Annotated in this window: 19 protein-coding genes and 3 pseudogenes; 10 read left to right on the top strand and 12 right to left on the bottom strand. The window is 43.5% G+C overall.

What is annotated here, in order from left to right; genetic code table 11:
• The first annotated feature begins 178 nt into the window (after nt 1-178).
• The 7 genes and pseudogenes from QZ918_RS19345 to QZ918_RS19315 all read left to right on the top strand — a co-directional run bounded on the left by QZ918_RS19345 (nt 179) and on the right by QZ918_RS19315 (nt 9,353).
• The gene (locus QZ918_RS19345; protein WP_293337742.1) at nt 179-1,192 is read left to right on the top strand and encodes a S66 peptidase family protein; all 1,014 of its coding nucleotides are present in this window, start codon (nt 179-181) and stop codon (nt 1,190-1,192) included.
• A 169-nt stretch (nt 1,193-1,361) separates the two neighbouring features.
• The gene (locus tag QZ918_RS19340; protein WP_293146381.1) at nt 1,362-2,123 is read left to right on the top strand and encodes a class I SAM-dependent methyltransferase; all 762 of its coding nucleotides are present in this window, start codon (nt 1,362-1,364) and stop codon (nt 2,121-2,123) included.
• A 609-nt stretch (nt 2,124-2,732) separates the two neighbouring features.
• Nucleotides 2,733-3,740: a cytochrome c oxidase subunit II gene (locus tag QZ918_RS19335; protein WP_293337740.1), complete on the top strand. Its 1,008-nt coding sequence runs from the start codon at nt 2,733-2,735 to the stop codon at nt 3,738-3,740.
• A 72-nt stretch (nt 3,741-3,812) separates the two neighbouring features.
• Nucleotides 3,813-5,624: a cytochrome c oxidase subunit I gene (ctaD, locus tag QZ918_RS19330; protein WP_293337738.1), complete on the top strand. Its 1,812-nt coding sequence runs from the start codon at nt 3,813-3,815 to the stop codon at nt 5,622-5,624.
• Between the two features lie 544 nt (nt 5,625-6,168).
• Entirely contained in the window at nt 6,169-6,795 is a 627-nt protein-coding gene (locus QZ918_RS19325) for a cytochrome c oxidase subunit 3 (protein WP_293337736.1), read from the top strand.
• Between the two features lie 187 nt (nt 6,796-6,982).
• Nucleotides 6,983-7,264: an HNH endonuclease gene (locus QZ918_RS19320; RefSeq protein WP_293146394.1), complete on the top strand. Its 282-nt coding sequence runs from the start codon at nt 6,983-6,985 to the stop codon at nt 7,262-7,264.
• Between the two features lie 628 nt (nt 7,265-7,892).
• A pseudogene (locus QZ918_RS19315) lies at nt 7,893-9,353 on the top strand (IS5 family transposase).
• 128 nt (nt 9,354-9,481) lie between these two features.
• Here the strand turns inward: QZ918_RS19315 and QZ918_RS19310 are convergent.
• The 3 genes and pseudogenes from QZ918_RS19310 to QZ918_RS19295 form a co-directional block, all read right to left on the bottom strand.
• Nucleotides 9,482-9,904, bottom strand: a pseudogene (locus QZ918_RS19310) (IS1634 family transposase); the annotation flags it as partial.
• Between the two features lie 232 nt (nt 9,905-10,136).
• On the bottom strand, nt 10,137-10,574 hold the full coding sequence (locus tag QZ918_RS19300) for a transposase (protein WP_293337734.1): 438 nt from the start codon (nt 10,572-10,574) through the stop codon (nt 10,137-10,139).
• Nucleotides 10,571-11,005, bottom strand: coding sequence for a helix-turn-helix domain-containing protein (locus QZ918_RS19295; protein WP_293337732.1), 435 nt, complete (start codon nt 11,003-11,005; stop codon nt 10,571-10,573). The genes QZ918_RS19300 and QZ918_RS19295 overlap by 4 nt, the downstream gene beginning before the upstream one ends.
• A 653-nt stretch (nt 11,006-11,658) precedes the next feature.
• Between QZ918_RS19295 and QZ918_RS19290 the strand changes: the two genes are divergently transcribed.
• Nucleotides 11,659-12,336: a pentapeptide repeat-containing protein gene (locus QZ918_RS19290; RefSeq protein WP_293337730.1), complete on the top strand. Its 678-nt coding sequence runs from the start codon at nt 11,659-11,661 to the stop codon at nt 12,334-12,336.
• 40 nt (nt 12,337-12,376) lie between these two features.
• Entirely contained in the window at nt 12,377-13,057 is a 681-nt protein-coding gene (locus QZ918_RS19285) for a pentapeptide repeat-containing protein (RefSeq protein WP_293337728.1), read from the top strand.
• A gap of 315 nt (nt 13,058-13,372) precedes the next feature.
• On the opposite strand, the gene QZ918_RS19280 is transcribed toward QZ918_RS19285, so the two are convergent.
• The 4 genes from QZ918_RS19280 to QZ918_RS19265 all read right to left on the bottom strand — a co-directional run bounded on the left by QZ918_RS19280 (nt 13,373) and on the right by QZ918_RS19265 (nt 20,874).
• Nucleotides 13,373-18,433, bottom strand: coding sequence for a DNA/RNA non-specific endonuclease (locus QZ918_RS19280; RefSeq protein ID WP_293337726.1), 5,061 nt, complete (start codon nt 18,431-18,433; stop codon nt 13,373-13,375).
• Nucleotides 18,434-18,749: 316 nt separating this feature from the next.
• Complete coding sequence (locus QZ918_RS19275) at nt 18,750-18,998, bottom strand: hypothetical protein (protein ID WP_293337724.1); 249 nt, start codon at nt 18,996-18,998, stop codon at nt 18,750-18,752.
• A 607-nt stretch (nt 18,999-19,605) separates the two neighbouring features.
• Nucleotides 19,606-19,779 carry a hypothetical protein gene (locus tag QZ918_RS19270; protein WP_293152810.1) on the bottom strand — a complete coding sequence of 58 codons (174 nt, stop codon included), beginning with the start codon at nt 19,777-19,779 and terminating at the stop codon, nt 19,606-19,608.
• A 195-nt stretch (nt 19,780-19,974) separates the two neighbouring features.
• Nucleotides 19,975-20,874 carry a hypothetical protein gene (locus QZ918_RS19265; RefSeq protein ID WP_293337722.1) on the bottom strand — a complete coding sequence of 300 codons (900 nt, stop codon included), beginning with the start codon at nt 20,872-20,874 and terminating at the stop codon, nt 19,975-19,977.
• 103 nt (nt 20,875-20,977) lie between these two features.
• On the opposite strand from QZ918_RS19265, the gene QZ918_RS19260 reads away from it, so the two are divergent.
• A complete protein-coding gene (locus QZ918_RS19260; RefSeq protein WP_293152816.1) occupies nt 20,978-21,913 on the top strand; it encodes a metallophosphoesterase family protein in 936 nt (311 codons plus the stop codon).
• Between the two features lie 99 nt (nt 21,914-22,012).
• On the opposite strand, the pseudogene QZ918_RS19255 reads toward QZ918_RS19260, so the two are convergent.
• From QZ918_RS19255 to QZ918_RS19235, 5 genes and pseudogenes are all read right to left on the bottom strand, one after another.
• Nucleotides 22,013-22,270 (bottom strand): annotated as a pseudogene (locus QZ918_RS19255) (transposase); the annotation flags it as partial.
• Nucleotides 22,271-22,449: 179 nt separating this feature from the next.
• A complete protein-coding gene (locus tag QZ918_RS19250; RefSeq protein WP_293152819.1) occupies nt 22,450-22,746 on the bottom strand; it encodes a (2Fe-2S) ferredoxin domain-containing protein in 297 nt (98 codons plus the stop codon).
• A gap of 106 nt (nt 22,747-22,852) precedes the next feature.
• On the bottom strand, nt 22,853-23,065 hold the full coding sequence (locus QZ918_RS19245; RefSeq protein ID WP_293337720.1) for a hypothetical protein: 213 nt from the start codon (nt 23,063-23,065) through the stop codon (nt 22,853-22,855).
• Nucleotides 23,058-24,035 (bottom strand): cysteine synthase A, encoded by a 978-nt coding sequence (locus QZ918_RS19240; RefSeq protein ID WP_293337718.1) that lies wholly within the window; start codon nt 24,033-24,035, stop codon nt 23,058-23,060. Before QZ918_RS19240 ends, QZ918_RS19245 begins: the two co-directional genes overlap by 8 nt.
• 63 nt (nt 24,036-24,098) lie before the next feature.
• On the bottom strand, nt 24,099-24,683 hold the full coding sequence (locus tag QZ918_RS19235; RefSeq protein ID WP_293337716.1) for a Uma2 family endonuclease: 585 nt from the start codon (nt 24,681-24,683) through the stop codon (nt 24,099-24,101).
• Between the last annotated feature and the right edge of the window lie 214 nt (nt 24,684-24,897).

Raw genomic sequence — 24,897 nt, 5'->3', positions numbered from 1 at the left:
ATTGCTTTTTTGTATTCATTGAGATGCTCCCTTAAATGGCGACTCAAACCATTAATTTTCTTCCTTCTTCCTTCTTCCCTCTTCCTTCTTCCTTCTTCCCTCTTCCTTCTTCCCTCTTCCCTCTTCCTTCTTCCCTCTTCCTTCTTCCTTCTTCCCTAGTACAAATTAGCTAACAGTTATGACTTTCGCCCGCCGCTACCTGCTCAGAACTTTTGGGTTGACTGCTATTGGTACTCAGCTTTTACCCCTAGCCCAAAACAACCTTTTTCCCAAAAGTGCGATCGAGCCGCGCCGCCTGCAAGTCGGCGATACAGTAGCCTTAATCAATCCTGCGGCTTTCAACTACGAAAAAGAAGTGCAGCAATTTTTCAAAGTGCTGGATAACCTAGGTTTAAAAGTTAAACTAGGAGAGCATTTTTACGATCGCTACGGCTACTTAGCAGGCAAAGATGCCGATCGCGCCGCCGATGTCAACGCAGCCTTTGCCGACGACTCAGTGCAAGCTATTTTTACCGGGATGGGCGGCTGGGGCTGCGGTCGCATCTTGCCCCTCCTGGATTACAATATAATCCGCAACAATCCCAAAATTATTATGGGATTCAGCGATATTACTGCGCTATTATTGGCAATTCATGCTAAAACTAATATAGTTACTTTTCACGGCCCTTTAGGCGTTTCAAGTTGGAGTCCCTTTACAGTAGATTACGTCAAAAAAGTTTTGTTTGACGGAGGTTCTGTGACCCTGCAAAACTCCAAAAGTATGCCTGTAGAAACCATCCGGCGCGGCACAGCTAGGGGAAAACTCATCGGGGGCAATTTATCGGTAATCTCAACACTAATCGGTTCAGCTTATTTGCCGGATTGGGAAAACAGTATTTTGTTTGTCGAGGAAGTTAGCGAAGAGGTTTATCGTATCGATCGAATGTTGACGCACCTCCAATTAGCAGGCATTCTCGATAAAATATCCGGTTTTGTTTTCGGACAGTGTACCAAGTGCGAGGCGGAAAAGCCGCAAGAGTCCCTCACCTTGTCTCAAGTCTTGACGGATCGCATCCGCCCCTTGAATATTCCCGCGTGGTACGGTTCGATGGTGGGACACATTCGGGATAAGTTCACTTTGCCGATCGGCAAAGAAGTCGAAATCGACGCAACTGCTGGTACAATCAAATTATTATCATCAGCCGTAAATTAAATATTGAACCATTCTCAATATTCTTAAGGTACGTAGTTGCGCTTCAGCGCTCTTGATAATATAAGCGTATAGCGCTGAAGCGCAACTACGTACCTAATTACGTTTAACGTTAAGTCATCGCCAATGGGCAGATCGCGAGCAACCATTCAAATACACAATCATAAATACCGTGAATAAAATTCCACAATTCATTAAATTATTAACAGCAATCATCCTGACAATAGTTTGCGTGTTTCCGCTCAATATCGGGGCAGCAGCAGCAAATAAAATCGCCAACCAAGATACAATTTATCAGCAGCGAACAATCCACAACCCCGACGGCACAGGCAAATTTTACATGGGTCGAGAAATTGCCCAAGTCATGGGATATCAAGGGGCTAGTTGGCTGGAAAGACCATCTCGCGGCATGGAAGAAAAATCAGCTCGATTAGTCAACAATCTTGATTTAAAACCAACAGACATTGTAGCAGACATTGGAGCCGGAACCGGATATTTTAGCTTTCGCATCGCCCCCCTAGTTCCCGAAGGAAAAGTTTTCGCCGTTGACGTACAGCCGGAAATGCTCAACTTTATTGAATTGAACAAACAAGAAAAAAATATTGCTAACGTTGAGCCAGTTTTGGGAAGTATCGACAATCCGAATTTGCCGGAAAACAGCGTCGATTTAGTTGTGATGGTGGATGCCTATCACGAATTCGCATATCCCAGAGAAATGATGCAAGGAATTGTCAAAGCACTCAAACCGGGAGGCCGCACGGTATCGATCGAGTATCGGGGCGAAAATCCGCTGATTCCCATTAAAGGTTTGCACAAAATGACGCAGCAGCAGGTTAAAAAAGAAATGGCCGCCGTCGGTTTAGTATGGAAAGAGACAAAAGATATGTTACCCCAGCAGCATTTAATGGTGTTTGAAAAACAATCTCAGATTTAGTAGCAAAGAAAACAAATTTATTACCATTTTTTCTGATTTTTGTCAAGGGACCTAAGCCGTATTAATCCGAACAAGCGATCGCCCACAAATACTAAGCCTTAAGTAAGCCTTAAGATAGGCATTGTGTTCAAAATGTCAATCTACAATTAAAAATTGACAACCCAGAGGCGCTTCCCTAATTATTCCAGCGAAGAAGTGTCGCTACTAAAAGGTACCAGCGTCAGGAACTCATGGCTAAGTGCCATTGAGCTTGTAAGAAATTGCAAGCTGTTCTGACCAGACCCCTTGTAAAAGGAGCCGTTATTTAGGTCACGATACTCCTTGAATGCGACGCCAGTTTTGGGCTCTGTCATCTGCAATTAAACAGTTTGAAAGTCACGCTCAACAGTGTTGCAGGTTTAACAAGCCTTTATAACAGGTCTGCACGAACATTACCCCGCAAGGGAGAAAGGAGACAACCATATCTCCATTTCTAGAGGCAACCATACCTCTCCAACCTCGAAAGGGAATTCAATGCGGCGGTCACTGAGCGCAGTCGAATGTGTTGAAACCGTCGCGTCGTTTTCCTCTCAGGTCTAAAGACTCGCTTCCCACTTACCGGATTTCTTTGTGAACATTCCAAGTTCCATCCTCACCATGCTCGTCGGCATCGGAGTGACTCTGATCAGTCTCTGGTACGGCCAGAATCATGGATTAATGCCGATCGCCGCCTCGGCTCAAGCATCGCAGATAGACGGACTATTCAACACAATGATGACACTTTCCATAGGATTATTTATCCTAGTCCACGGAGTGATCGTCGTTGCTGTAATTAAATATCGCCGTCGTGAAGGAGACAATACAGACGGGCCAGCTTGGCATGATAACTTTCCTTTAGAAATTCTTTGGACAGCCCTACCAGCGGTGATTATTTTAGGTATCGGAGTCTACAGTTTTGAGATTTACAACTCAATGGGTGGCCTCGATCCGATGGGTAATCACGACCACGGTACAATGCAATCGCACTCTAAAATGCGCGGAAGTGCGATCGCAGGCACGCTGTCAGATACACCACAAAAAGCCCCTCAAATTCAGCCAGAAAAACAAATTGCCCTAGGCGTAGGTGCTGCCCCAGAAAACGAAGAAAAACCAGCAGACTTAGTAGTAAATGTCATGGGTTTGCAGTACGCCTGGATTTTTAGCTATCCAGAAAGTGGCGTTAGTTCCGGTGAACTGCATATGCCACTCAACGGCGACGTACAGCTAAATCTTGCAGCTCAAGACGTGCTGCACGCATTTTGGATGCCCGAATTTCGGCTCAAACAAGATGCAATTCCTGGGCGAGGAAGCGAACTAAGATTTATACCAAACAAAGTCGGCGAATACCGAATTGTTTGTGCTGAATTGTGCGGCGCATATCACGGAGCAATGAAAGCTGTAGCATTCGTTCACACACCCGAAGACTTCGACAGTTGGGTGAAAGAACAGCAAGTTGCTAGCGCTCAAAACTTAGAGCAAGCAGTTGCCATCAATCCAGAAAAAATGTCAGACGGGGAATTCTTAGCTCCCTACGTCAGGGAAATAAAAATCAATCCCGAAAGTCTAGAACAACTTCATCCAACTCATCACAAAAAATAGTCATTAGTTCCTGGCAATGGATATTTAATCCAGAGCAAATAACTAATGACTAATAACTAATGACTAATAACTATGACACAAGCACAGTTCCAAGAAACTGCCAACATAGATGCTCGCGGAACAGCACCCGCCGATAGACATTGGCGAGATTATTTCACATTTAATACCGACCACAAAGTCATCGGTATTCAATACCTAGTTACAACTTTTGGATTCTATCTAATCGGCGGCGTGATGGCTACCTTAGTGCGAACCGAACTCGCCACACCCGACTCCGATTTTGTCGCCCCCGAACTCTACAACAGTTTATTTACTGTTCACGCCACGGTGATGATTTTCCTATGGATTGTCCCCGCAGGCGCCGGATTTGCTAACTTTTTGATCCCCTTAATGATTGGGGCAAAAGACATGGCATTTCCCCGGCTCAACGCCCTGGCTTTTTGGATGATTCCCGTAGCGGGCGTGTTGCTGTTGAGCAGTTTTTTGGTGGGAGCTCCCCAGGCTGGTTGGACTTCCTATCCACCTTTGAGCTTAGTTACTGCTCAAATGGGAGAAGAAATTTGGATTCTCAGCGTTTTGTTCCTCGGAACTTCTTCGATTTTGGGGGCGGTAAATTTTGCCGTTACCATCTTCACGATGCGGGTTCCGAGCATGAGTCTCAATGAAATGCCTTTGTTTTGCTGGGCAATGATTGCGACTTCAGCGCTGACTTTAGTTGCTACTCCAGTGCTAGCAGCAGCCTTGATTTTGCTATCCTTTGACTTGTTAGCAGGAACGGCATTTTTTAACCCGACTGGTAACGGCGATCCCGTCGTCTACCAGCATTTATTCTGGTTTTATTCGCACCCGGCAGTTTACATTATGATCATGCCCTTTTTTGGGGTGATTTCAGAAGTGTTGCCAGTGCACTCGCGCAAGCCAATTTTTGGTTATTTGGCGATCGCCTATTCCAGTCTTGCCATCAGCTTTTTGGGCTTAATCGTATGGGCGCACCATATGTTTACCAGCGGTACTCCCGGCTGGCTGCGGATGTTTTTCATGATCACCACCATGATCATCGCCGTACCCACTGGGATTAAAATATTTAGCTGGTTGGCAACTATTTGGGGCGGCAAACTCCGCCTAGTGAGTGCGATGTTATTTGGGATGGGTTTTATCTCAACATTCCTCCTCGGCGGCATCACCGGGATCATGGTAGCTTCGGTACCTTTCGACATTCACGTTCACGATACTTATTTTATCGTCGCTCACTTACACTACGTGCTGTTTGGCGGCTCAGTGTTTGGAATTTACGCGGCTTTTTACCACTGGTTCCCCAAAATGACGGGGCGGATGCTTAACGAATTTTGGGGTAGAGTTCACTTTGTTTTAACCTATGTGGGCTTTACTGTAACTTTCTTGCCGATGCACGCTTTGGGGATGCAAGGAATGCCCCGGCGAGTGGCAATGTACGACCCAAAATTTACGACAATTAATGTCATTTGTACTGTGGGCGCTTATATGCTGGCAGTCTCGACAATCCCGTTTATTGTTAACGTGATTTGGAGTTGGAGGTACGGCCCGAAAGCAGGTGACAATCCTTGGCAAGCTTTAAGTTTGGAATGGATGACGACTTCGCCACCGCCGATCGAAAATTTTGAAGGAATACCAGTATTGGCAACCGGGCCTTACGATTACGGCATGGAAAAAATTCAGAACACTGGCGAACGTCTCAGGCTGAAGTTGAGGGAAAATGCGATCGCCAGCGCCAGCGGCCAGAAACGCGGTATTCCGATTGCAGAAGCTCAAGCTTCCACATTCTTTGGCGGTACTGCAACTTTGGTCGAGCCTGAATCGGAGATAAATGTTGATTCTCCTGCTGATGAAAGTCAAGATGACAATTAGTCATTAGTGATTAGTCATTAGTGATTAGTCATTAATGTCAACAAACAAGTCAAACATAGTAACGATCTGCTGTCTGACGATTAAGCTCTCGATCCCCCCCTAACCCCCCTTAGGTCGGCTACGGTGTACACACAACTCCTAGAAACCTGGCTATGTCTGACACAACCTGACGTAGGCAAGGTTTTGAGAGTAGCGAACTTTTGATCGAGAGTTTTAGCTTATTGATAATGGTTGACGGGAAATCAAGGATTAAAAAAATAAATTTCCGTTTTTTTCCGTCATCTGATTTCCAACTCGACTTGTGTGTACACCGTAGCCTTAGGTCGGGGGGAACAAGAAGAACTCAAAGCTTCCTTTAGAAGGCAGGAACCGTCCACTCTCTCAAAGTCCCCCTTCCTAAGGGGGATTTAGGGGGATCGAGCCTCGGCTATAAACGAGAAATACAAAGTTTTTCAGACAATTGTTGGCACGAATATTCTCTTCCTTCTTCCTTCTTCCTTCTTCCCTCTTCCCTCTTCCCTCTTCCTTCAACTAGCAATTTATTATGCAACAAATTCCAGCGATCGATCCAGAAAAAACGGCTCTAAATTACCACCACAGCGCCGAAATAGAAGCCCACGGCGAAGAACATCCCGACCACAGAATGCTAGGCGTACTTGTGTTCTTGGGATCTGAAGGCATGATATTTATGGGTATGTTTGCCGCGTATTTGATTTATCGGGCGATGGCCCCGATGTGGCCGCCTGAAGGTACGCCCGCGCGAGAGTTATTGCTGCCGGGAATTAACACGGTAATTCTGATTGCTAGTAGTTTTGTGATTCACAATGCAGATGCTGCTATCAAAAAAAATGATGCGACGGGTATGCGAAATTGGTTGCTCGTGACTATCGCTATGGGCGTCGTTTTCTTGTGCGGTCAAGTTTACGAATACACTCATTTAGAGTTTGGGTTGACGACTAATTTGTATGCCAGTTGCTTTTACGTTTTGACTGCTTTTCACGGTTTGCACGTGACGTTTGGAGTGGTGCTGATGGCTGGGGTCGTTTGGCGATCGCGCATTGCCGGTCACTATTCTAGCGAACACCACTTCGGCATCGAAGCGACTGAGATTTATTGGCACTTTGTCGATGTAATTTGGATTGTTTTGTTTGTGCTGCTGTACATAATTTGACCGTAGGCTTTTCTACTTAGCGGGCAGGCAAGAGGCCTGTCTCACCTGAAATTAAGACCCCCGGTTGGGGTTTTTTTATTGTTTGCGAAGTGCGATCGACCTCTACTCACTTTCTCAAAGCCGATCGCCCTAAATTACGCTAAATTAAAAGAAGCAATTCTCCCCATCCACCAGCATTGAGGAAATTATGCAGTGCGAATTGTGCGATCGACAAATGGAAGCATTAACCGCCCACCACCTGATCCCCAAACAAAACACCAAGCGCAAAAACGAAGATCCCAGCGAGACGATCGACATTTGTTCAGCTTGTCACCGCCAGATACACTCGCTATTTGACAACAAACACCTCGCCCTAGAGCTCAACACCCTAGAAAAGCTCAAAAATGACCCCGAACTCCAGAGATTTATCTCTTGGATTAAGAAACAAAAAACCGACAAACGCATTCAAGTACACGGCAAAAAAGCTTGAGTATGCCAGCAATCACCGATCGCCAATATAATTCAATACGGTTGACTTAAGAAGGATCTGACTTGCAAAAAACTCCTGTACTGCCTATAACCCACATTCCGCAGATGTGGGTCTGATTTTTTTATCAGTTGTGAAAACTTGGAAGCCAAACACTTTTGGGCTGAAATTATGCAGTGTTAGCGTTACAGAAGCTTGTTAAATTCAGCTAAATTAAGTAAGTTGAAATAACGCTCTTTAATCACTCTAAGAAAGGAAAAATCTGACCATAATTTGATAATGCTAATCTGGCATGGCTTTGTGGAACGATTTTCTAACACCTTGCTGGCTTTGGGAGCATTTGGCAAGAGATCCTTTGCTGTCGTGTCTTCGAGAATTTACTCTCATGAAAGTGACAAAAGAGCGATAATTGACTTTTTCTCACATATTCACATTGCTTTTTATTATGGTCAATCATTTTTTTTAAGCAAGGCAACTTATGCCAAGAGCAAATTATCTTGACTAACTAGGGCTTGCTGAATAAGCCTAAAACCCTTACCTGAAAAAGCTTTGACTTGTGTTCGGTGCGAGCGCGAGTGTAAGACTATGAGCTAAAATTAGTCAAAAGCCATGCACAGCATCACTTTCCTTCATGTACCGAAAACTTGACCCAACCCCAAAAGAACCTTCCAACTTTGACCTACTTGCACGAGGGACAATTGTCAGAGAATAATCGTTGGGTAATCATGGCAAAAATAATTCCATGGGCTGAATTTGAAGATGAATATGCCCAAAAATTCACCTGTGCAACTGGAGCCCCTGCCAAATCGTTTCCTATGGCACGCTTGGGCATTAATAATCAAAGAAAGATTAGGAACTAGCGATGCAGAAACAGTAGAACAAATAAGAGAAAACCCATACCTACAATACTTCCTAGGTCTGAGTGGCTATAGTAATGAATCACCATTCGACTCATCCATGTTCGTTTATTTTCGGAAAAGAATAGGAGTCAACCTAGTCAATAAAATCAATGAAAAAATGGTCAAAGACCACACCCAAGTACAGGGACAAGAAGTAGAAAAAAAGTCATCAGAAAGAAGTGAACCCAAAAACCAAGGAAAATTAATATTAGATGCAACCTGTGCGCCAGCCGATCTTAAATATCCGACAGAATTAGGACTATTAAATCAAGCCAGAGAAAATACAGAAAAAATCATAGACAGTCTACACAATCAAACTAAATCACCGTAAAAAAAAAGCCAAGAACCTATCGAAACCGAGCCAGAAAAGAATACCTAGCCATAGCAAAACAAAAAAAAACACGACTAAAAAAAGAAGAAAAGCAATTAAAGAACAACTACAATACATCCCAAGAAATTTGGCTAGTATAGAGCGAATGGGTGAGCTACAGTTATTAACCAAATCTGATTATAGAATGCTGTTAGTAGTTGCAGAAGTCTACCGTCAACAGTTGTTAATGTATAAAAACAAAAAACATAGTATTCCCGACAGAATAGTAAGTTTAAAACAACCACATATCCGCCCTATAATCAGATGAAAAGCTGGGAAATCCGTTGAATTTGGGGCAAAACTCTCAGCCAGTTGCCGAAATGGGTACGTATTTTTAGACCGAATTAGTTGGGATAACTTCAACGAATCAGGAGACCTTAAAAGACAAGTAGAAGCCTTTAAACAATTTACCGGATATTACCCTGAATCAATTCATGTAGATCGGATATATCGAACCCAAGAAAATAGAGCTTGGTGCAAAGAACTCGGCATTAGAATGAGCGGTGTTCGTCTAGGAGGAAGACCTCCCAAAAATCCGAGCAAAGCAATCAAAAAACAAGCTCAATCAGACGAAAGAATTCGTAACTTAATTGAGGGGAAATTTGGAGAAGCTAAAAGAAAATTTAGCCTTGGTAGAGTGATGGCTAAACTTAATAATACTTCTGAAACAAGCATCGCTATAACTTTTCTGGTGATGAATCTTTCTGCCCTGCTAAGGCAGGCTTTTTGGCTTTTTTTCGGTCTATTTCATAACAAAAACCTTTGGGGATGTTTTTTGGCTCAAATGATCGGCAAAAGCTATGTTTTGCCATCACAAGATTGAGAAAACTTATATTGCCGAGGCATTCTCAAATTCACTCATCTTTCTAAATGCTGTTTTCTGACTTTTTCAGCAAGCCCTAATTAATGACAATTATTGACAACTATCTACACCTCGAACTCAATCGTTATTCACTTGAAAAAAATTAAATAGTATTGACAACAATACTCTCCTAAATGTCGCAAGATATCTTGAAGTTCTTTGGTTAAATTACTGACCTGCTTCGCTCCATTTATTGTCACTAAATGCACCGCCTGAAACATCTGAAATATCCAGCGCATTGTCGGCTTATTGGTCAATTTCTTTACCTGATTTTTCACTTGCTTGTTGGTAGCTGATAATTGTTGTCTCAATTTCCTTTGTGCCAGGTTATATACTAACAAACACAGTCCCATTATCATTCCAATTGCTTCAACTCGCTCCGGCTTTTTCACGAATACACTCGAAGTGAAAAATAAAGGATCTTTGATAAATCTAAATCCTCTCTCATTACTTTGCTGCGCTTTGTATTCCGATAATACCTCTGAATTACTCACTGCTTCAGTATCTAAGATATAGCCTTTCTCAGAAAGATGAGGTACAATAACAGCAGTGTGTAAACCAGTTAAAAATATTTGATGATGTAACTTGACCCAACGCCAACTCTATGGCTTTGGCTAATTCTTGATAATTATAGCAATCCTAAATCATTTGTGTAATTCTTGTAGGGGCAATCCGACCCCTACTCCCCGTGGTTGCCCAATCTCAGAGGGCGGGCACTCTTGGCACCGCCCCTACATATCTGTATTAATCATTTAGGATTGCTATAGGTGTCTCGATCGAACGGAGAATATTTTTAAGCTTTGACCACAGATTTTCAATTGGTAAAAAATCTGGTGAATAAGGAGATAACAATATTAATTTTGCCCCTTTTTTTTCGATAGCTTTTTTCACTTCGTCTCCCAAGTGAATGGGACAATTATCCATGACTACACAAGCCCCTTTCCATAGTTTTGGCACAAGTTTTCTGATAATAAAAGCTTCAAATGTAATTGCATCAGTTCCGCCTATTAGATTAACCGATGTCAAAATTTCAGACACTGATATTGCTCCAATTATTGAGACATTTTGACCACGTTTAGTTGGCTTTGCCCCCTTGGCTCTCTGACCTTTCAAAGCTCTAGCATATAATCTAACCATTGCCAAATTAACTCCAGATTCATCAATGAATATTAAGTCTTTCAAACCTTACTTTTTAATTTGTTCCCAGAACTCACATCGCAGTATTTGCACTCGCTCTGTGCCTTTGCCTGAAGGGAATAGAGTCTTTTTTTGAATGTAATATCTAAGAGTTTTATCATTCTTGCTATTGTAGATATACTAACAGAAAATCCAATTTTTCCATAAAGTAAATAACGAAGTTCTTCAAGAGTGGCATCATTATTTTCTTCAATCAATTTCCCCAATATGAGTAGTTGCTCTGCATTCAGTTTGCCTTTGACTCCACATCGGTCAGTTCGGGGAGTAATATTTTTTGTTTCACGATATTGTTTAAGCAATTTTTGTACAAAGCTGAGGGCTACAGAAAAACGCTTAGCTATTGCTTTTTGTGAAATCGGTTCAGTATGATAAGTATCAAGAATTTTTTGCTGAAAATCAATCGAATACGTTTTCATTTTTCACAATGTATGAAGAGGAGTACAAGTAAACGTGTTGTGAGTCAACTTCTTCGTGCTGTCAGAACAATGCTATTATGTGTTATATCGCTTCCGCTGGGCTTTACTGAACCATATAATTATAGTTCATTCGATCGTGTCTTATCTGTTTGATCCTCATGAGTAAGTGTCAGTAACATCATACCTCATCTTTCTGAGAAAGGCTATAGACTTCTCCTCAAACATGAGTTCGACGGTGAATCCGACGGGAATTGCGATTTCAACCAAGTCTATTTCAGCCAGAATGTGAGCTATTGTGAAAGAACCTTCTGCACTTTCTTGAGCCTTTCATTGGGTGCATATCATTTTTTTAAATATATTCGTAGGGGCGAAGCACCTGACGGCAGTAAATCTCTGGTACTCACTAATAAATTGTCTGCCGTCAGGTGCTTCGCCCTTGCCAAATAGAGATGCACCCCTTTCCTTAATAGCAGAATTGGGGATATTAGAAACAAAATCGTATTGACTGTCTGTCGATGTTCGCTTCTGCGAATCTGTGATGCCACGAGTTGATAAACATTTGCTCCCGAAGTAAGTATTTGCTATTTTTCAAAGATAGAGTTATTTTAGTAGTATCAACATTTTTATTCTCAACAGATTCTAGAAATAAAGTCATGAACGAAGAAGAAGAAGCAGAATGGATCAGAATATGCAACAGTAGAAAACAGGTGTGGTTAGAAGAAGTGCTCAGGCGCTATGAGGCAGGGGAGAGAGACTTTTCTCTAATTCAAGTGTACTTGAGCGACCAGCAATCTAAGGAGCGCTACTTAAGTGGAGTGAACTTGAGTGGAGCTAACTTCAGGGAAAGTGACTTGGAATCCCTGGTTTTTTACGGACAAGGAATCAATTTTAGTGGCTCAGATTTGAGCGACCTCGACTTGGCCTACGCACATTTTGAAAATGCGGATTTGAGTGGGGCTAACCTGAGCGGAGCTTGTCTGTGGCGAGCTAACTTTGGCAGAGCGGATTTGACTGGGGCGAATTTGACTCAGACTGATTTGCAGGAGACTAAGTTTTACGACGCGAATTTGAGTAGAGCAAACTTAAGTGGAGCCAAGATGATTGAGACAAGTTTTGGTGATGCTAACTTAACCGATAGTGATTTTAGGAATGCTAAGTTTAAAGATAGCGTTCGTTTTTATCGGGCTGACTTGACGAGAACTAACTTTTTTGGTACTGAGTTGGATCTGGATGAAATTAGAGCTAACAAATCTGAAATGGCTATTTTTACAGATGCTCAATTTAAAGATACCATCATGCCCGATGGTACTATTTGGAATAGTGAAGACTAATCCGTCATTTTTATTGTCAACAGATTCTAGAAATAAAGTCATGAACGAAGAAGAAAAAGAAGCAGAATATATCAGAATATACAACAGTAGAAAACATTTGTGGTTGGAAGAAGTGCTGAGGCGCTATGAGGCTGGGGAGAGAGACTTTTCTTTGATTAAAGTGAAATTGAGCAACGAGCAGTCTAAGGAGCGCTACTTAAGTGGAGTGAACTTGAGTGGAGCTAACTTCAAGGAAAGTGACTTACGATCCCTGGTTTTTTACGGACAAGGAATCAATTTTAGTGGCTCAGATTTGAGCGACCTCGACTTGGCCTACGCACATTTTGAAGATGCGGATTTGAGTGGGGCTAACCTGAGCGAAGCTTGTCTGTGGCGAGCTAACTTTGACAGAGCGGATTTGACTGGGGCGAATTTGACTCAGACCGATTTGCAGGAGACTGGTTTTCACATGACTAATTTGAGTAGATGCAAATTTAGTGGAGCCGAAATGATTGACACCGGGTTTGGTTTTTGTGACTTAATTGATAGTGATTTTAGGGATGCTAAGTTTCAAAAGGGGGTGGGTTTTTATAAGTGTGACTTGACGAGAGCTAACTTCTTTGGCACTGACTTTAAAATAAGTGAAGTTAACAATTACCAACCTGGAACGGTTGTTTTCACAGACGTTTACTTTAAAGATACTATCATGCCCGATGGTACTATTTGGAACAGTGAAGACTAATTCGTAGCTACTATAGCACGTCTAAATGAGTTGTATAATCTTGGTAAGGGTAATCCCCCCTGAAGAACCCCGTGATTGTCAGGGCCGACACTCTTGGCATCGCCCCTACATATCTATACAAATGATTTAGACGGGCTATAGCGATCCTAAATCATTTGCATAATTCTTGTAGGGGCAATCCCCCCGTGGTTGCCCTTAGATGCTGGGGTAGGCACGGGGCACTACCCCTACAAATCCTCATGAATGATTGAGAATTGCTATATATCAACTAATTACCTACCCTCAGCCAAAGAGGAAGTTAGTTGAGCCAATTTTTTAGGGAAGAAGGGATATATTTTTTTTCATTTTGTCCTTGCTGTTAGGATCTTTTATCTGAGAAAGAAAGTCATATCTAAATGAGTCGCCAGATTTTTGTAAATCTGCATTCAGTCTTTCTTCTAGCTTGCCAATGGGAATTAAACGCTCTTCCCAGCCCAAGGTATTATTTTTGACGATAATATTTCCCTTGGCATCTTTTGTCGTGTAATCTAGGCTCTTCTGAATTTCATAGGAATTGTTCGGCATCCAAAAAGCAAAGTGATAATCTGGCTTGTCAGATGTTGAATTTGGCTTGAATCCCAGCACAACTTTCCAGAGAGCACTAGGAACTGTTATCGTTCGATCACCGTCCGCTGTTTTGAATGTTTTAAAAGAATTGGGATTATCCTGAAGTGGAGCTTCCACAACTCTTCCTCTTTCATTTAAAACTTTCACAGTAGGAGGAGTAGAATATTTTGTTAACTCTCCACCACCAGCACCGTACACACCAGAAGAGATATAGAACTTATAAGGTGTTGGCTGTCCTTGTTCATTTTTAAGACGCGCCAGATCCTGTAGCTTCTCTTCCAAACTACTCCAAGCACCTCCATTTCCCTTGGCATCTTGAGGAACAATATTCGTAGTTAAGAAACTAGCATACATATCCTTTGTGCTTCTATTTCGGTCGTTAGAAGCACTCATGTGTCCCCGTACTGGCCAGAAGATAGCTGGCTTTTCAAGATTAAATAAGTCATACTCGCCCTTCTTCTCATAGTTAATTTGACTATCGAAGTTATAGTCTTTATGAGCAACCCGGTAAAAGGAACTATTTAAATCGGGGTCTACCGCAAACTCACGAGGTCTGTCTTTACTTTTAATATTTCCTGGCCACGAGCCATCCAGAACCCAACTAACCCAGTTAGGTGTATTTTTTTGACCATTATAGGAAACAGTGTACTGTGGCTTCTCTATCAAATAGTTATTTTGATAGGTCTTATTAGTCACTAGGTCAGTTCTTGCTGTAGTTGGATTGCCAAACCTCAGCGACTCGCTTTGGAAAAAGACATTATCTAGATAGACGGGAATAGATGCTTCGATCTTGAATTCAAGAGTTGCTGGCTGACCGCGAAGTTTTTCTGGTACATCAACAGAGAAAGATTCAAAGCCTTCTATCCCGTAATCTACTTTGTATTTATCTGTTAGGTAACTAGCAGGAGCTTTATTAGTGTCCGTTTGATTTTCAGCTTTTTGAAGAGTTATTGGTTGAGAAAATGCTGGAATTGAGGGATCTAATGGTCGAATAGTGACATTCAGCGTGCCTTTAGATTTGGCATTAGAGCTATTGGCAATCTTTGGTGCGTGCAGATCGAATCGAAGAGCGCCCCAATCGGGTACAACAAAGCGATTGTGAACAATTTCCTTCACCTTGCTGGTTTCTAACTTAAAGGCATAGTTTGGTTGGCTGTTCCCTTGGATAAGTTTTACGTCTTCCAAACTTTGAACCAAATCAATATTTGCGGATTGACCGTTGTGGAACGACCATCCAGGTAGACCCTTAGACAAAGGAGTTCGAGTTACTCCCGAAGGATCGAAAACAGCATCAAAATTCCCATTAAACAAAGTAGGAACTGCCGCATCTCCCCGCATCCTGGCATCATAAGTATTGTCAAAATCTAGCGGGATACGCTCTACATTTGTTTTGGGGCGGGAACTGTAACCGCCACCCAGAGCCGAATAAAACCAGCCCGTACCAATCCCTTCCCAAGGAGCAGCATCTGCACCGTGTTGGAATTTGCTTTCCGGCGTATACCAAGGGCTAACCCGAGCCGGGCCTGTCACAACACTATTGTTAAATGAAAAGTTTTTATCGAACAACTGTTCTCGATACTCATCGCCTCGCCGACGAAATACAGGATTAACTTCTAAGTTTTGATCGGACGGAAAGTTAGTTGGAAGCAAGTCGGATGTTCCTCCGTACCAACTCACAACACGTCCGTGTACGCCTCCCGTTCCAAAAATAGGATCTGTTTCTCTCGTAAACCCAGCACGGCTGTTATTGTAACCTGGGTTATTTTTATTAGTTCCCAAGAAAACCGACAAATCCGGTTCTCCTAACAGCTTACCATTAGGATTGGGAGTTTCCGATCTCCAACCTTCTCGCGGAAACTTAAGTCCTGGGGCTGTTCCGTTCTCAGTAGACGGTAGATTTGGAATATTGCGACCCGCTGGCGTAAGTGTACCGCTCAATAAATTCGGGACTGTCTGATAATAATTGTCGGCAAAAGTAACATTTTTCCACACCTGAACTTTCGGTTCGCGGAAATCGCTGAAATCCCCTAGTGGCACCTTTAGACCCGGTTGCTTGAAATCATGGGGGTCTAAAGTTGTCATCTGAAGGTCGCGAGTACCAGAGTTGGGTTTGCCGCCAGCATCAGGAAAATGAGTACCCAAACGCTGAATAATTTCGCTGTTAACAACTGTACCCCGACTGAAACCAACAAAGTGCAGCGGTGAATTGAAAACTGCACCTTGTTTGGTAGGGCTGGTTTTATTCTTCAGCACTCCATCCAACTGCACGAGGGAAGTAAAGAAAGCATCTGCGGCTGCTTCTGTGAAGCCTGAATCAGGAACTGCCGACTCATTATTTTGTGACCAGTTATTTAGCAGAACTAATGGTTGTTTTTTGGCAAGGTATGGAGCTATATAACTTCCCAGCTTTGTGAGATAGTTTGGGTCGGCTTTGGGATTCAAACCTGCTTGGAAGTCTGGCGAAACTGCACCATTTTTGTTGATAGGAATCCAGTAACCAGTAGCGAGATCGTACTGCATCATCAAACCGCCGCCGTCGATACCTGCATTGGCAATGCTATTACCCATTTGGTAAAACTCTGAAGGAATTCCCGGCTCATTGAACACAGGAGGTTTAAAGCCGTGAGTCAGCACGGTGACGCTGCTGAAGGTATTGTCACCGTTGAGGGCTGGCGGTAGCGGCGTCCAGAAATTACCAAACTCCTCGTTGCGTTTTCCTTCTTTATTCCAAGCTTCAACTGCCCAATTATACTTCTGGCCGGCAGTCAGTTTGAGACTGGGAGGAAGTGTAAAGCTGGTATTGCTTCCCTGAGTAAATGTTTTACCGCCATCGAAAGTCCACTTGCCGATATTGGTGCTATCTTTCTGCCAAGTTGCGGTTAAAATGCGGTTGGGATTGAAATCGTTTTCTTTGCGGTAAGATGATGTATTCCAAGGTTTTGTCAGTAAATCTAACTGCTGCGGTTTGCTCAATCCTTGGTCGAAGAGAAATTTGTTACCGTTAGGGTCGGGTAAATCAACTACTTTATCCCAAGGCAACAAGCCCTCACCTTCGTCAAACACGCTGACGAAGAGATTAACTTCTGTAATGTCCTGATTCGGTGGACTGTCAAAACTCCATTGGAACTTTGGGTTAAGGGGATTTTCTGAATTTTTGCTAGTACCTATTGGCTCTTTCAAATCCAACCAATCCAGCGGTGTCGCCGCCAAACCGCGAGGGTTAGTCACAGAAACGGGAGCTTTCTTACTTCCCGGCGGCACGCCGTAAGTATATTGATTGTTCGCGTCGGTCAGAATCTGAAAATCAGCAGCAATACTAACCGCTGGATTAATATTATCAATTGGAATCGCCGCCAAGTCAGCAACCGTAGCATTTCGTGCTGTAGCGCTGTTGAACAAAGGCAGCCCGACACCCCGACCTTTAGCATCAATTTGAAATTGACCGGGGTTGGTCACAGTTCTAATGAATTCCTGAGTGTCAAAGACATACACTTTGCCGTTCGCACCGCTCAAATTCGGATAGGAAGCATAGAGGTACTTGCTGTCACTAGAAAGCACTAAATCAGTAGCAAACCCGTTGGGGATTGGTCGAGTTGCTGCTACTAATTGCGGATTCGTCAGTGGGTCTTTGATAATGCCGATATTGCTCCCGGCCCGCGGGTCTCCATCTATGCTGGGTATTTCCTGACCGAAAAATTTTGTATCCGCATTCCGACCCACAACAAACGCATAACTAGCATCCGGTAAAACTGTTACCGAAACTCCCTCATTCACATCGAAGTAATCAAAGGTTGAACCCAGCCCTAAACTTGCATAGCGAGTAGTAGCAGCAAAACTTACGGGGTCGTTATTGGTAATATCCAGTACCCCAAATCCTTTGCTATCTTTGCCGCTGTTTGTAAATGTCATTTTCAACGGATTGACCGTAGCAGCTAATCCTTCTAATCCTTCATCGGCTGTTATATTTGCGATTAATTGATTCCATTTTTTGGGGTTCGCGCCGGGGCTGATTGGTCGGTCTTTGGGGTCGATGTTAACGGCGTAAATCTTGCTGTTCGCGCCGTTTGGTGCGGTAACAAATAGCTTTTTGCCGTCGCTGCTAATTGCCATCTGTCGCAAACCGCTTGGTGCTGTACCGACTGGGATGGTTTGGGTGACTTGGTGATAGGTTGGTGAAAACGGGTTGATATCGAGAACGTAGATGGAATTGCCGCCAGCTTTGCCGTCAGCGATGTAGGCGTATTCGTCGCGGGGGTGTATGACTATCGATCGACCTTCTGCACCGCTGGGCAAATTGATCGGGTTGATACCAGCGGTATTGGGCTGAGTATCTATCTGTTGCCGCGTCATCGGATCGACTACAGCAACGCGCCCAGAACGATCCATTACTACGTAAGCGCGGCTGCCGTCACTGGTTACAGTTAGTTCTCGCGGGCGATCGAGTATATCATCCGTGCCTACAGAAACGCTGGCAATGGACAAGTCGCTGCTATTAGTAGCTGCGACGACTGATTTGGGATTTGCACCGTTAATAATTGCAACTTTATCTGCTGTCCACTGCGCGGCAAAGATGTATGCTGTATTGTTTTCTATTCGGTAAGGACTGCTATCGTATTTAACTTGTTTGGCTGTTTCTAAGGGATTTGGGCTGACTTTTTCGTTTTGCTTGCGGCTGATGACGATGCGGGATTCACCTAACGGTACGGTGTTGGGAACTTGAACGGCGATTTCAAATTGATTGTTTGCTAATTTGCGACTTTTGTCTGTCAAAACTGTTCCTTCGTAAGCTTGTTTGCCTACGAAAAATTTTACGGTTAAGTCGCTGAATCTGCTGCCTGCGGGGTCGCCAAAATTGTCAACTAATACATTGGTAGCCGTGATGAAGAGAACGGGTTGATTGTTGGGAAAAGGTTGATTGTTGCTGTCTGTAAACTTAAGTTCGGCGTTTTGGATGATGGGAGGTTTTTTAGGATTTGAAGCTGTTGCTGCGAGTAGGGATGCGCGTCTTTCGCCGATTAAAATATCTTTGTCTGAGTAGTCGAGATCCCTTTCGCCTATAAATTCCCCAGTCAGAGCATCCAGTGCGCTATTTTTTCGGGGGGGTAAAATCTGTGTTGGAGAAGCTCTGAGTCAAACTAAGGGAGTTAGAACAACTGGCGATGTCTTCAGCGCTATTGTTCTCATTGGCTGGAAGTGAAGCGAGTGTTTGTTCTGGGATGGTGTTGGCGAGCGATCGATTATTGAGTAAGTTTTTGCTATCAATCTCGAATTCTGGGGTGAGGAAATTCTGAAACGGATCTTGAGTGTTAAAAGGTGAAGGTTGAAAAGGTTTCATATTTGATTTCGGTAGATGCGAGTGAGCTGTTGGATTTTGGTAGTTTCAAACTAACTAATTGATGCGCTTCAGAATTCGTTCAAGAGGAATGTGTGGATTCCGATTCGATCGATTTTTTAGTGCTTGATTTTTATTTAGTTTCCAAAGTTTTATTGAAAATAATGTTCCCGTATTTTCGGAACCAGTCAATCACGGAAATTACTGAGATTTTCAGTCTGGCACTGAAAAACTGGCAGTGTCGGCAACAACTTAATACCAGCCCATATGTGAAACTTGCTGCGCTTGTTAGTTTGTTTTACTTATAAATTGTGATTCAATTGTTAAAAGTTTACAGATTCTTTATGAAAGTAATGTACGTTACTCAGTAATCATACTTAAATTGTTCTAGGATTTCATTTCAAGCCTACTCAAATTTACTGCCTTGAAATTACGGAACAATGTTGTTCCTTTCTTCATAATAAGGAACGAAAATTTAATAATTTAAACAGCTCCTACAGTCCTCTGTCCTATAAGCTGGTTCGTCAAAGGAGGCAGAGTGTCGCCTATCTGCGTCACCAGGTAGAGCGAAAATAACAAGCAAATTGCTTAAGTGATTTAATTGCTATTTCTAAATGAAAGAATTCGCTGACACGTAAACATCAGAACGCCCTTGAAAGTAAAGGTTTGCAGCTTCTACAGCATAAGTCATGTAATCGCGCGTGATGTCGCTTTCGGCCATCGGCTCTCCGTCACTGCTCGGATATTGAATTTCTACTTGTTCGACTTGAGTTAAAATTGTCATTGTTCAATTTCCCTCAAAGTTAATTAATTTAATCTCTGCTAAATCAGCTTTTTAAGGTTCGATCGTTCGGACTTCAGTCCTCATCAAATGAGAGAGGGCTGAAGCCCAACAACGTACCTCACCTATCTGAGAAAGGCTATATATCGTGGCTCCTGGACTTTCCGACTTATCAGACCGTTTGCAGATATAGAGGATTTAAACTTTATTAATGCCTCTTTCTAGAATAATCATCTCCGAACCAACAACCGGACTTCTAGCTATTAACTTCCCTTCCAAATTTGCAATTTGTAACTTGCTAAAATCCAGCGAGTTAGCTTCTTTCCACATTTGACGGGCGAGCTGATTTTGCTCTACATCGCTGAGTTTGTACCAATCTTGAGCGACTTTGACAGTCAAAAGACCGATCGAGAAATCAGCATCAACAGACTTAACTAAACCGCCGCCGAGTCGATTCGTAATCTCAGCAACTTGAGTTTGAATCGCCGCAATCAGAGACTGTTCCGGCGTCAGTGGCAGCGGGATAATTTCTACAGGTTCTGGTTTTTTCGGGGCCGCTAAATCGGGCAACTTGCTTTTAAATTTAGCGGGTGTAGGCTCAGAATTTGCGATCGCCTCTGGGGATTTCGCTGTTGGCGGCGCCACAAAATCGTCAAAGGTGGGGGATAGCTGTGCTGCTGGGATAGGCGCTTTTGCTACTTTCTGGGGCGGTTTTGCCGAAAAACTGTTTACAGTTAAACCGATCGCAACGATCAGAATTGCAGCTAAGGAGGCGTTTAAAATTGGATCGGACAGCTTGGCGTTCGCAGATGCAGGTAGGAGCGATCGAACTAAGCGCACAATACTTTGCCACAGTACACCGACTTTTGCTAAAAAACTACCGCCCGCAGGTTTAGAGACAGGCTTTTTATCGAATTTTACCGCAGCTTTTTGCGGGGGTACGCTGTTAACTTCCGCGATTTTCTCATTTGTGGGAACAGCGCTGCTCGCATTTTGAGCTGTACTGGGAGTCGCCGCCGACTTTGCTGGCGAGTCTACCTCCGGTGTCGGAGATTCAGACGGTTCTGGAGTTGGTTGATTTAGTGGTTCTTCTGACATTTTCTCTGCCTTGGAGCGTTACAAATATATCTAAACAGGATAAATTTTAGGTGAGCCATCTCATCCCTAATTTATCATTTAATTAGTTCTACCCAAATTTCTCATGAGCATCAAACGCCGTCACTTTCTAATTTTAGGCAGTCTGGGCGCCCTAGGTTGGGCAGGAGTCTCGAAAATGCTTCAGCTTCGGACTTCCTGGGGTAAAGACGCCAATGCTGCTGTGCCTTCTAACCTTGAGGCCCAAAGGGCGATCGTCCCATTGCCGGCCTCACCGCCTATTTTACGCTTTATTTCGCTGGCCGACACCGGCACCGGCGCTGAAGGTCAGTATGCTGTGGCTGAGGCGATGGCGCAATATCACCGGGAAAATCCTTTTAATCTGGCTGTTCTCGCCGGCGACAATATCTACAATAACGGCGAAATTGAAAAAATTAATGCTGTTTTTGAGAAGCCTTATCAGCCGTTATTGCAGCAAGGCGTAAAATTTTATGCTTGTTTGGGAAATCACGACATTCGCACTGCTAACGGCGACCCGCAAGTTAAATATCCGGGTTTTAATATGCAAGGTCGCTACTATACTTTTCGGCGCGATCCGGTACAGTTTTTTGCGTTAGATACTAATGATAATGCGGATTGGAAAAATCAGCTTGCTTGGCTGGAGAAAGAGTTGAGTCAAAGCACTGCACCGTGGAAAGTTGTGTTCGGCCACCACCAGATTTATTCCTCTGGCGTGTATGGATTGAATCAACCTTTTATTAAGACTTTGACGCCTTTGTTTAAAAAATACGGCGTGCAGCTTTATATCAACGGACACGAACACAGTTACGAACGCACCCGTTCGATTGACGGTACGACTTATTTAATTTGCGGTGCTGGCGGAGGCACTCGTCCGGTGGGGCGTTCTGAGTGGACGGAGTTTTCTGCTAGCCGCCTGAGTTTTGCGACGTTTGATGTCTATGAAGACCGGATGTTTGTCAGTGCGATCGGTACTGACAAGCGGGTTTTTGACCGGGGAGTGCTAAAAGTGCGATCGGCTTAATCAGATTATATTCAGGAGCGAACAAAATGAATAGGGGTTGTACAGCCAATAAAACGGGTTTTGTTTTAGAAGCAACTGTAGAAGGTACGTTGAGAGGTCAACGGCATCCCCTAAGTCTATCAAAACCGCATAAAATAGCCAACTAGCCCAGATTTGGATCTGGATTCCGTTGAGCGAACCTGTCCATAAATAACTTAAATTTAAAACTCTCTTTACTGTACAAAAAATCTCTTCAATTCGCCAGCGTCTTTGATACAAATCTGCCACTACATAGGGGGGTAATATTTTAGGTTCTCGGACACTTGTTAGATAAGAACGCCAGGATTTCTTTGAGCGAACTTGTACTAATCTTATAGTCCAATACGGTTTACTTAAGGCAGATACCCCCTAACCCCCCCCGAACCAAGGGGGGGGACAAGAAAGCTCTTAAGTCCCCCTTGGTTCGGGGGATGCGAGGGGGATCTCCGGGGCATAAAAAGTGTTAAGTAAACCGTATTGCAATATAATTAATTAGTGGAATACAGGCGATCGGCTATTTAGCACTTCACATGAAATTTGCGGTAAAGCATCGCCTCTACTGGCTTTCCTCCCCGCAAATGTTGCTCAGTTATTGCCGCAACTTCTTCAGCAGAAATACCGCTATACCAAACCTCTTCTGGTAGTACCAACACCATCGGGCCGTTACCGCACTGTCCCAAGCAACCGCTAGCAACAACTTCAACTTCAGAAGGTGACAATTGTTTAAAAGCTGCCAGTACCTTTGCTGTACTTTGCTTGCGACAAGTGCGGTTTTGGCAAACAAGAACTTGCCTCGAAGATTCTTTGATTTTCATGTTTTTTTACTTGACACTCGGCTGAATATATGCTATTTTTTTATCATGGGAATAGGTGCGGCCATATATACTCTCATTATAAAGTGAGCAAGGCGCACGTGGGGGATTATTCAGGTACACCACAGGCACCCGATATTAATCTGATGATAAACCTTTTGATGCCAACCATTGGCGATCGAGCTACATAAATCTGGGATGAATCCGCTAACCGCAGATACTTTTGAAACAAACACTGATAGACACAGATAATTTCCCAATGATTGGTGAGTTGGACTGCGCCACACCAATCTCGATACACGTGTGCAACGTGCCTACTCATCTGATGATAAACCTTTTGATGCCAACCATTGGCGATCGAACAAACGCGACTGATACCGAGCTCCACCGTCGCAAAGTACCGTCACAATCCTATGTCCCGGCCCCATTTGCTTCGCCAAAGCCACGGCTGCCCCCACATTAATCCCAACAGAACCGCCCATAAATAAGCCTTCTTTCCTCAGCAATTGGTAAACCACGCGGACAGCCTCAGTATCATGAATTTGGATAGCATCATCTACCGGGGCATTCTCCATATTTGCAGTAACGCGGCTGGTACCAATTCCCTCAGTAATCGAACTACCTTCAGTCTTAATTTCCCCAGTTTTGAAATAACTGTAAAGCCCGCTGCCCATCGGGTCTGCCAAGACACTTTTAATCGCGGAATTTTTTGATTTCAAAAACATTGATACACCCGCGAAAGTTCCACCCGTACCCGTTGCAGCCACCCAAGCATCAATTTTTCCATCGGTTTGTTCCCATATTTCCGGGCCAGTTGTCTCAAAATGAGCTTGGCGATTGGCTAAATTGTCAAACTGATTTGCCCAGACGGCATTCTCCATTTCCGCAGCCAATCTTCCCGACATTTTGACATAATTATTCGGGTCTTTGTAAGGAACAGCAGGAACAGTCCGAACTTCGGCGCCCAAGGTTTTCAAAGCATCAATTTTTTCTTGTGATTGGGTATCAGGAATCACAATCAAACACTTGTAACCTTTAGCGTTGCAAATGTGTGCTAAACCGATGCCAGTATTGCCGGCAGTGCCTTCAACAACAGTTCCCCCCGGTTTCAGCAAGCCTTTTTCTTCAGCGTCTTTGATGATGTACAAAGCAGCCCGGTCTTTGACGGAACCGCCGGGATTGAGAAACTCTGCTTTGCCGAGAATTTCGCAGCCGGTTTCATCGCTGAAGCTGTTTAAGCGGATGAGGGGAGTATTGCCGATAGTGCCTACAAAGCCGTTTTTGATATCCATATTTTTTGATTGTTTCTATACTATATAACTCTGACAATAACTTTGATATTTCGTGCTAGCAGTTTACCAAATTTTGCTCATATTTAGCAAAAATCCCGGCAAAACTGGGTCGCCACTGACTGTCACCGGATTCTCCAAGCATTCCTCGGTCAAACCGGGGCGGTAAATGTAGACTCTGCGATTTTTGCGGTCTATCAGCCAGCCCAGCCGCACTCCTGGTTCTCTCATATATTCTTGCATCTTTTCTTGTAGTGGCTCTAAGTCCTCAAAATCTGGTCTGAGTTCAACTACAAAGTCAGGGCAAATTGGGGCAAATTTTTCTTGCTGTGCTTTTGATAAAGCATTCCACCTTTCTAGTTTAATCCAGGAAGCGTCAGGCGATCGCACGGAGCCGATCGATAAAGTAAATCCTGTACAAGAAGCAAAGCCAACGCCTGTTCCGTCTTCTTCTGTCCAAATGCCCAGTTCTCCAGTTAAAATAGCATTGCGGTTGCTGCTGATTCCGCCAACAAGAGTCAACAATAGTATTTCTCCTCGCTGGTTGCGTTCAATTCGCAAATTGCGATTGATTTGACAGAAGTCGAAAAACTCGTCTTCTGTCATTTGCAATTCTGGTAGCATTCGCAATACGATCGGAGATGACAGCATTTGGCATTTCCTCAAATCTAAATTGTTCTGACAAGATAGCAAAACTTATTGGTTGGTAGTGAGGACTTCAACCCTCAAAAATCTGGAAGGACTAAAGTCGAATGGCACTGAAAAAGTGACCAAAAAAAAATCTGTAAGGCAAGATATACATAGATAGTTGCCTTACAAACCAAAATATCTTTCTCCATTATGCCAAATCGTGCGTCCATTCTCA

Source organism: Microcoleus sp. CAWBG58 (assembly GCF_020883045.1).
Classification (GTDB): Bacteria; Cyanobacteriota; Cyanobacteriia; order Cyanobacteriales; family Microcoleaceae; genus Microcoleus.
This window is presented reverse-complemented; position numbering and strand designations above follow the sequence as displayed.

Coding starts and splice junctions, on each gene's coding strand:
- QZ918_RS19245 (WP_293337720.1), bottom strand. CDS start 23,065: ATGAGTAGGCACGTTGCACACGTGTATCGAGATTGGTGTGGCGCAGTC.
- QZ918_RS19290 (WP_293337730.1), top strand. CDS start 11,659: ATGAACGAAGAAGAAGAAGCAGAATGGATCAGAATATGCAACAGTAGA.
- QZ918_RS19295 (WP_293337732.1), bottom strand. CDS start 11,005: ATGAAAACGTATTCGATTGATTTTCAGCAAAAAATTCTTGATACTTAT.
- QZ918_RS19285 (WP_293337728.1), top strand. CDS start 12,377: ATGAACGAAGAAGAAAAAGAAGCAGAATATATCAGAATATACAACAGT.
- QZ918_RS19250 (WP_293152819.1), bottom strand. CDS start 22,746: ATGAAAATCAAAGAATCTTCGAGGCAAGTTCTTGTTTGCCAAAACCGC.
- QZ918_RS19265 (WP_293337722.1), bottom strand. CDS start 20,874: ATGTCAGAAGAACCACTAAATCAACCAACTCCAGAACCGTCTGAATCT.
- QZ918_RS19235 (WP_293337716.1), bottom strand. CDS start 24,683: ATGCTGTCATCTCCGATCGTATTGCGAATGCTACCAGAATTGCAAATG.
- QZ918_RS19320 (WP_293146394.1), top strand. CDS start 6,983: ATGCAGTGCGAATTGTGCGATCGACAAATGGAAGCATTAACCGCCCAC.
- QZ918_RS19260 (WP_293152816.1), top strand. CDS start 20,978: ATGAGCATCAAACGCCGTCACTTTCTAATTTTAGGCAGTCTGGGCGCC.
- ctaD (WP_293337738.1), top strand. CDS start 3,813: ATGACACAAGCACAGTTCCAAGAAACTGCCAACATAGATGCTCGCGGA.
- QZ918_RS19240 (WP_293337718.1), bottom strand. CDS start 24,035: ATGGATATCAAAAACGGCTTTGTAGGCACTATCGGCAATACTCCCCTC.
- QZ918_RS19345 (WP_293337742.1), top strand. CDS start 179: ATGACTTTCGCCCGCCGCTACCTGCTCAGAACTTTTGGGTTGACTGCT.
- QZ918_RS19270 (WP_293152810.1), bottom strand. CDS start 19,779: ATGACAATTTTAACTCAAGTCGAACAAGTAGAAATTCAATATCCGAGC.
- QZ918_RS19275 (WP_293337724.1), bottom strand. CDS start 18,998: ATGAAACCTTTTCAACCTTCACCTTTTAACACTCAAGATCCGTTTCAG.
- QZ918_RS19325 (WP_293337736.1), top strand. CDS start 6,169: ATGCAACAAATTCCAGCGATCGATCCAGAAAAAACGGCTCTAAATTAC.